Genomic DNA, 7,034 nt, shown 5'->3' on the forward strand with positions numbered 1-7,034 from the left:
GGGGCTCCGCCCCAGACCCCGCTCCTCAAACGCCGGAGGGGCTGAATTTGGCTGCAGCATCAGCCAGGGGAAAAGCAAACGGGGCGGCACCTGACCTCAGGTGCCGCCCCGTACGCGTACGGGCAAACAAGGAACTAAACGAGGGCCCCGCCAGGCAGCTCCACCTTCGCGCCCAGCTCCACCAGCTTCTCCATGAAGTTCTCGTAGCCACGGTTGATCAGGTCGATGCCGTGCACCCGGGACGTGCCCTGGGCCGCGAGGGCCGCGATCAGGTACGAGAAGCCGCCGCGCAGGTCGGGGATGACCAGGTCCGCGCCCTGGAGTTTCGTCGGGCCCGAGACCACCGCGGAGTGCAGGAAGTTGCGCTGGCCGAAGCGGCAGTCGGAGCCGCCGAGGCACTCGCGGTACAGCTGGATGTGCGCGCCCATCTGGTTCAGCGCGGACGTGAAACCGAGCCGGGACTCGTACACCGTCTCGTGGACGATGGACAGGCCCGTCGCCTGGGTGAGCGCCACGACCAGCGGCTGCTGCCAGTCCGTCTGGAAGCCGGGGTGGACGTCCGTCTCCAGGGCTATCGACTTGAGCTGGCCGCCCGGGTGCCAGAACCGGATGCCCTCGTCGTCGATCTCGAAGGCGCCGCCGACCTTCCGGTACGTGTTCAGGAACGTCATCATCGAGCGCTGCTGCGCGCCGCGGACGTAGATGTTGCCCTCGGTGGCCAGCGCCGCGGACGCCCAGGAGGCCGCCTCCAGGCGGTCCGGGAGCGCCGCGTGGTTGTAGCCGCCGAGCTTGTCGACACCGGTGACGCGGATGGTCCGGTCGGTGTCCATCGCGATGATCGCGCCCATCTTCTGCAGTACGCAGATGAGGTCCTCGATCTCCGGCTCCACCGCCGCGTTGGACAGCTCGGTGACACCCTCCGCCAGGACGGCGGTCAGGAGCACCTGCTCGGTGGCGCCCACCGACGGGTACGGCAGCTCGATCTTGGTGCCGCGCAGCCGCTGCGGGGCCTCCAGGTACTGGCCGTCCTCACGCTTCTCTATGGTCGCGCCGAACTGCCGGAGCACCTCGAAGTGGAAGTCGACCGGCCGGCCGCCGATGTCGCAGCCGCCGAGGCCCGGGATGAAGGCATGGCCGATGCGGTGCAGGAGCGGGCCGCAGAGCAGGATCGGGATACGGGACGAACCCGCGTGCGCGTCGATGTCCGCGACGTTGGCGGACTCCACGTGCGAGGGGTCGAGGACCAGCTCACCCGGCTCCTCGCCCGGACGGACGGTCACGCCGTGCAGCTGCAGCAGACCACGCACGACCCGCACGTCACGGATGTCCGGGACGTTGCGCAGACGGCTGGGGCCGCTGCCGAGCAGCGCGGCAACCATGGCCTTGGGCACGAGGTTCTTCGCGCCGCGGACACGGATCTCGCCCTCCAGCGGAGTTCCGCCGTGGACAAGCAGTACGTCGTCATTGCCGTTGACGGTCATGTATCTCGCGTTCCGAGTGAGGTGGGCAGGGCCGAAGAGGCAAGGGTAATGGGCGTCTACCCCCTTCCCGTAAGGCCAAGGGCAGTACTTGGACGTCATGACTTCGCCACAACACGAACCGTGCCTTTTCCTGCGCATACGGTCACTGGAATCGGGCGGTCCGGACATGTGCGCGGGGCGTGCTTCCGCGCGCTGTGAGCTGCGACGGCGCCCGTCCGGCCGTTGCCTCCCCACCGAGGGCGAAGATGCGGGATCATGTCTGCCATGACCGAGGTGTCCTCGCTCACAGGGCGGCTGCTCGTCGCCACACCGGTCCTGGCGGACCCGAACTTCGACCGCTCCGTCGTGCTCCTCCTGGACCACGACGACGAGGGGTCACTCGGCGTTGTCCTGAACCGTCCCACACCGGTCGACGTGGGCGACATCCTGGAGGGCTGGGGTGACCTCGCCGGTGAGCCCGGCGTGGTGTTCCAGGGCGGCCCCGTCTCCCTCGACTCGGCGCTCGGCGTCGGCGTGATCCCCGGCGAGGAGGAACCGTCGGAGGGCTCCCCGTCGCGTACCAGCAGCCGGGACCCGCTCGGCTTCCGGCGGGTGCACGGCGCGATCGGCCTGGTCGACCTGGAGACCCCGCCGGAACTCCTCGCCGCCGCCCTCGGCTCGCTGCGGATCTTCGCCGGGTACGCGGGCTGGGGCCCCGGCCAGCTGGAGCGCGAAGTGGCCGACGGCGCCTGGTACGTGGTCGAGTCCGAGCCGGGGGACGTGTCGTCGCCGGTGCCCGAGCGGCTGTGGCGCGCGGTGCTCCGCCGCCAGCGCAGCGAACTCGCGATGGTCGCGACGTACGCGGACGACCCCTCGCTCAACTGACCGGCGGGCGGCCGTGTGCGGGCGCTGCCCGGCGGGCCCGGAGCGTGGGTACCCTTGGCAGTTATGAGCACTCTTGAGCCAGAGCCCGAGCGCGGGGCAGGTACGGGGACCCTCGTAGAGCCGACGCCGCAGGTGTCGCACGGAGACGGCGACCACGAGCGCTACGCCCACTACGTCCAGAAGGACAAGATCATGGCGAGCGCGCTCGACGGTACGCCCGTCGTCGCGCTCTGCGGCAAGGTCTGGGTGCCCGGCCGCGACCCGAAGAAGTACCCGGTGTGCCCCATGTGCAAGGAGATCTACGAGTCCATGGGCGCCGGTGGCGACAAGGACGGCGGCAAGGACGGCGGCGGCAAGGGCGGCAAGAAGTAGCCCTGCCCGTACGGGGGTTGAGGCTTCGCCCGTGCCACGCCCCGCGCGGTGCCCCGCGCGGTGCCCCGCGCGGTGCCCCGCGCCTCGCCCCGCGTCGGCTTCGCGGTCACGGCTCCGGTGCGCGTCACGACGCGCACCGGAGCCGCACGCGTTCCCGGCGCCTTGTCGCGTACGTGTGCGTTTATTGAGCCTCGTTGCGTATTGGGGTGCCGTGGCAGGCTCGCCCGTATGACGACGCACCCAGAGACGCACCCGGAGCTGCCTCCGCTCGTCCCCGCGCCGCGGCACCAGCGGTGGGGCAGCGGCAGCCCGTTCTCCCTCGACTCCGCGACGCCCCTGCACGCCGGGCCCGGCACCGAAGGCGTGGCCCGCTGGCTGCGCGCCACCGTCGGCGCCGCCACCGGACTCCCGCTCGACCCCGGCGCGAGCCCCGACGCCCCGGGCATCTCCCTCACCGTCGACCCGGACCTCGCGCCCGAGGCGTACCGCCTGCTCGTCGACGGCCAAGGCGGCGTCCGCGTCGAAGGGGGCGCCGCGGCCGGGGTGTTCTGGGGCGCCCAGACGCTGCGGCAACTGCTCGGCCCCGAGGCGTTCCGGCGCGCCCCCGTCGTCCGGCGGGACGCGTGGGCCGTGCCCGAGGTGGTCGTCGAGGACGCGCCCCGGTTCGGCTGGCGCGGCATGATGCTCGACGTGGCCCGGCACTTCCGGCCCAAGGACGACGTGCTCCGCCAGCTCGACCTGCTCGCCGCGCACAAGCTGAACGTCTTCCACTTCCACCTCACCGACGACCAGGGCTGGCGCGTCGAGATCAAGCGCCACCCGAAGCTGACCGAGGTCGGCGCCTGGCGCCCGCGCACCAAGTACGGGCACCGCGCCTCGCCGCTGTGGGAGGACCGGCCGCACGGCGGGTTCTACACCCAGGACGACATCCGCGAGATCGTCGCGTACGCCCGCGAGCGGCACATCCGCGTCGTCCCCGAGATCGACATTCCCGGCCACTCGCAGGCCGCCATCGCCGCGTACCCGGAGCTCGGCAACACCGACGTCGTCGACACCACGGAACTCGGCGTCTGGGACACCTGGGGCGTCAACCCGAACGTCCTCGCCCCCACCGAAGCCGTGCTGCGCTTCTACGAGGGGGTCTTCGAGGAGCTGCTCGGCCTGTTCCCGGCTGACACCTCGCCGTTCCTGCACATCGGCGGCGACGAGTGCCCCAAGGACCAGTGGAAGCGGTCGCCCACCGCACAGGCCCGGATCGCCGAACTCGGCCTGAAGGACGAGGACGAGCTGCAGTCCTGGTTCATCCGGCACTTCGACAGCTGGCTGTCCGCGCGCGGGCGGCGCCTGATCGGCTGGGACGAGATCCTTGAGGGCGGCCTCGCCCGCCCGTCTCCCACCACCACCCTGCCTGACGTGCTGCGCACGGGCCTTTCATCGCGCGCCGCCGTCTCCTCCTGGCGCGGCTACGCGGGCGGCATCGCGGCCGCGCGCGCCGGGCACGACGTCGTCATGTGCCCCGAGCAGCAGGTCTATCTCGACCACCGGCAGCACGGCGGCGCGGACGAGCCGGTGCCCATCGGATACGTCCGCACCCTGGAGGACGTGTACCGCTTTGAGCCCGTACCGCCGCAGCTCACCGCCGAGGAGGCCCGGCACGTGCTCGGCGCCCAGGCCAACGTGTGGACCGAGGTGATGGAGACCCGCGAGCGCGTCGACTACCAGGTCTTCCCGCGCCTCGTCGCGTTCTCCGAGGTCGCCTGGAGCGAGCTGCCGGCCGCCGCCGAGCGGGACTTCGCCGCGTTCGAGGCCCGACTCGACGGACACCGCTCCCGGCTCGACGCACTCGGCGTCGACTACCGGCCACCCGGCGGCCCCCACCCGTGGCAGCGACGACCCGGAGTGCTCGGACGCCCGATCGAGGGAGCGCCCCCGAACGTGTGAGGCGGACGGCATCCGCACGCCCCGGGGGTGCGGCCCTGGGAGCGTGGACGCCCGCCGGAACGCGCCCCGCGCACGCCTCGTGCACGCGGCGTAAAACCGACGGAAAACCGGCGGGGAGCAACAGGCGCAAGCACCGCCGAACACCGGCAACGGGCATGAAGCGGCGAGGAGATGGGAAACCGGACGTACCTCGACCCAAGGGGAGAAACTGCTCCTAGCGGACCCCCGCGTCGGTAGGCCCGGAAGATGTGCCAGAGTTGCCACGTCCGGCCTGTGAGCACGTACCGTACGGCGCAGTAGGTACACCCTGGCTCACTTGCTCGGTCGTAGGGAAGGGGCAGCCGGTTTGGCCACGCAAGCACCGCAGTCGCCGCAGGCGGCGCAGGCTGCACAGGCGGTGAAGTCGCCTGCCACGCTGGACGAGGCGGTGGCGGCACTCGCCGCCATGCCCGCCGCAGTGCCCGTGGCGGGCGGCACCGATCTCATGGCCTCGGTCAACTCCGGGCAGTTGCGGCCCGCGGCCCTCGTCGGCCTCGGCCGGATCAGCGAGATCCGCGGCTGGCAGTACCAGGACGGCCACGCCCTGCTCGGCGCCGGACTCACCCACGCCCGCATGGGCCGCCCCGACTTCGCCGCCCTGATCCCCGCGCTCGCCGCGGCCGCCCGCGCCGCGGGACCGCCCACGATCCGCAACGCCGGCACCCTCGGCGGCAACATCGCCTCGGCCTCGCCGACCGGCGACTCGCTGCCCGTACTGGCCGCGCTGGAAGCCACGTTGATCATCGCGGGGCCCGGCGGCGCGCGCCGCGAGGTGCCCGTCTCGCACCTGCTCGCGGGCATGGAGATGCTGCGCGCGGGGGAGTTGATCGGCTTTGTGCGGGTGCCGCTGCTGCACGCCCCGCAGGTCTTCCTCAAGGCCACCGGACGCACCGGGCCCGGCCGCGCCACCTGCTCCGTCGCCCTTGTGCTCGACCCGGCGCGACGCGGGGTGCGCTGCGCGGTCGGTGCCATCGCGCCCATGCCGCTGCGGCCCGTCGAGGCGGAGAACTGGGTGGCCTCGCTGATCGACTGGGACGCCGAACGCGCCCTCGACCCGCAGGCCCTGCACGCCTTCGGTGACTACGTCGCCGCCTCCTGCATTCCCGACCAGACACCGGACGGCACCACGGAACAGCTGCCGCCCGCCGTACTGCACCTGCGGCGCACCGTCGCCGTCCTGGCCCGACGCGCTCTGGGGAGGGCACTGTCGTGAGCGACACCGACAACACCGGGGGCGGTGTCGACAACGGCGGGGGCTGGCAGCCCACTCCTCAGGGCGAGTTCGACGCCGACGCCACCGCTTTCGTACGCATCCCGGAGGGGTTCGGGCTCGCCGACTTCGAGGAGGGCGGCCAGACCGGCACCCCCCTCGCGGCCCCCGGCGGGTACGCCCCGCCGCACATCTCCGTCACCGGAGGCGCGGCCACGGACCCGTCGGCGACCAGCGCGTTCCTGGTCCCGCCGATCGACTCCGCGCCCGAGGCGGTGAGCTGGCCCGAGCCGAACGCGCCGCAGCCGCCGCCCGTGCCCGAGCCGACGGGCCAGTGGTCCTTCACCGACGCCGCCGCGCCTGACCCCTACGGTCAGGACCCCTACGGTCAGGCCCCTTACGGTGAAGCCCCTTACGGGCAGGCCCCCTTCGCCGGTCACCAGGGGTACGACTCGGCGCCGCAGCCCGGCGGTTACGCCCCGCAGGACCCTTCCGGGTACGCGCCGCAGGACCCCTCGGGGTACGGACAGCAGCAGGGCCCTCTCGGGTACGAGCACGGGCAGGACTTCACGGGGTACGCGCCGCAGGACACCTCGGGGTACACCCCGGCCCCGGCGTACGACGAGGCCGCGCAGAGCGGGGTGACCACCGGCCAGTGGTCGATCCCCGTCGTGGAGCAGGGTGAACTCCCGGACGAGTCGGGCGAGTTCACCCAGTCCGCGCTGATCGAGCAGTGGGGCGGCGAGGCCCCGGCGACGCTGCCTGGCGGGGCGGCGGCGCCTTGGGCCACGCCTGAGCCGGTGGCGGATCCGGTGCCGGAGCCCGTGGCTGAGGTTGTGCCTGAGCCTGCTGTTGAGCCGGTGACTGAGCCTGTGGTTGAGCCCGTGGTCGAGGCGGTTGCTGAGCCGGTTGTCGAGGCGGTTGCTGAGCCGGTGGTCGAGGTTGCCGAGCCCGTGGCCGATGTGGCCGACGTGGAGCCGGCTGCCGTGGAAGCGGTCACCGAAGCGCCTGCCGAGGACGTGGTTACGGAGACTGGCGGGGACGGGGACGGGAACCCCGAGGCCGCCTCCGTAACCCCCGAGGACGCCCCCGTAGCCGCCGAGGGTGCCCCCGAAGGCATCCCCGAC

Annotated in this window: 5 protein-coding genes and 1 pseudogene; 5 read left to right on the plus strand and 1 reads right to left on the minus strand. The window is 72.4% G+C overall.

What is annotated here, in order from left to right; all coding sequences use genetic code 11:
- Positions 1 to 134: 134 nt before the first annotated feature.
- On the minus strand, positions 135 to 1,481 hold the full coding sequence (gene murA, locus GUY60_RS31730; protein WP_161704128.1) for a UDP-N-acetylglucosamine 1-carboxyvinyltransferase: 1,347 nt from the start codon (positions 1,479 to 1,481) through the stop codon (positions 135 to 137).
- A 264-nt stretch (positions 1,482 to 1,745) separates the two neighbouring features.
- Here murA and GUY60_RS31735 point away from each other — a divergent pair, with 264 nt between their 5' ends.
- The 5 genes and pseudogenes from GUY60_RS31735 to GUY60_RS31755 all read left to right on the plus strand — a co-directional run.
- Positions 1,746 to 2,345: a YqgE/AlgH family protein gene (locus GUY60_RS31735; RefSeq protein WP_161704136.1), complete on the plus strand. Its 600-nt coding sequence runs from the start codon at positions 1,746 to 1,748 to the stop codon at positions 2,343 to 2,345.
- A 63-nt stretch (positions 2,346 to 2,408) separates the two neighbouring features.
- Positions 2,409 to 2,717 carry a DUF3039 domain-containing protein gene (locus GUY60_RS31740; protein ID WP_161704130.1) on the plus strand — a complete coding sequence of 103 codons (309 nt, stop codon included), beginning with the start codon at positions 2,409 to 2,411 and terminating at the stop codon, positions 2,715 to 2,717.
- Positions 2,718 to 2,945: 228 nt separating this feature from the next.
- Positions 2,946 to 4,658, plus strand: a complete 1,713-nt coding sequence (locus GUY60_RS31745; protein WP_161704132.1) for a beta-N-acetylhexosaminidase — start codon at positions 2,946 to 2,948, stop codon at positions 4,656 to 4,658.
- Between the two features lie 346 nt (positions 4,659 to 5,004).
- A complete protein-coding gene (locus tag GUY60_RS31750) occupies positions 5,005 to 5,910 on the plus strand; it encodes an FAD binding domain-containing protein (RefSeq protein ID WP_161704134.1) in 906 nt (301 codons plus the stop codon).
- A pseudogene (locus GUY60_RS31755) lies at positions 5,907 to 7,034 on the plus strand (hypothetical protein); the annotation flags it as partial. The gene GUY60_RS31750 and the pseudogene GUY60_RS31755, both read left to right, overlap by 4 nt.

The sequence above is a fragment of the Streptomyces boluensis genome (assembly GCF_009908195.1).
In the GTDB taxonomy this organism is placed as follows: Bacteria; Actinomycetota; Actinomycetes; order Streptomycetales; family Streptomycetaceae; genus Streptomyces; species Streptomyces boluensis.

Bases quoted from the DNA above. Each gene is read 5' to 3' on its own strand.
- murA (WP_161704128.1), bottom strand. From the start codon at position 1,481: ATGACCGTCAACGGCAATGACGACGTACTGCTTGTCCACGGCGGAACT.
- GUY60_RS31745 (WP_161704132.1), top strand. From the start codon at position 2,946: ATGACGACGCACCCAGAGACGCACCCGGAGCTGCCTCCGCTCGTCCCC.
- GUY60_RS31735 (WP_161704136.1), top strand. From the start codon at position 1,746: ATGACCGAGGTGTCCTCGCTCACAGGGCGGCTGCTCGTCGCCACACCG.
- GUY60_RS31740 (WP_161704130.1), top strand. From the start codon at position 2,409: ATGAGCACTCTTGAGCCAGAGCCCGAGCGCGGGGCAGGTACGGGGACC.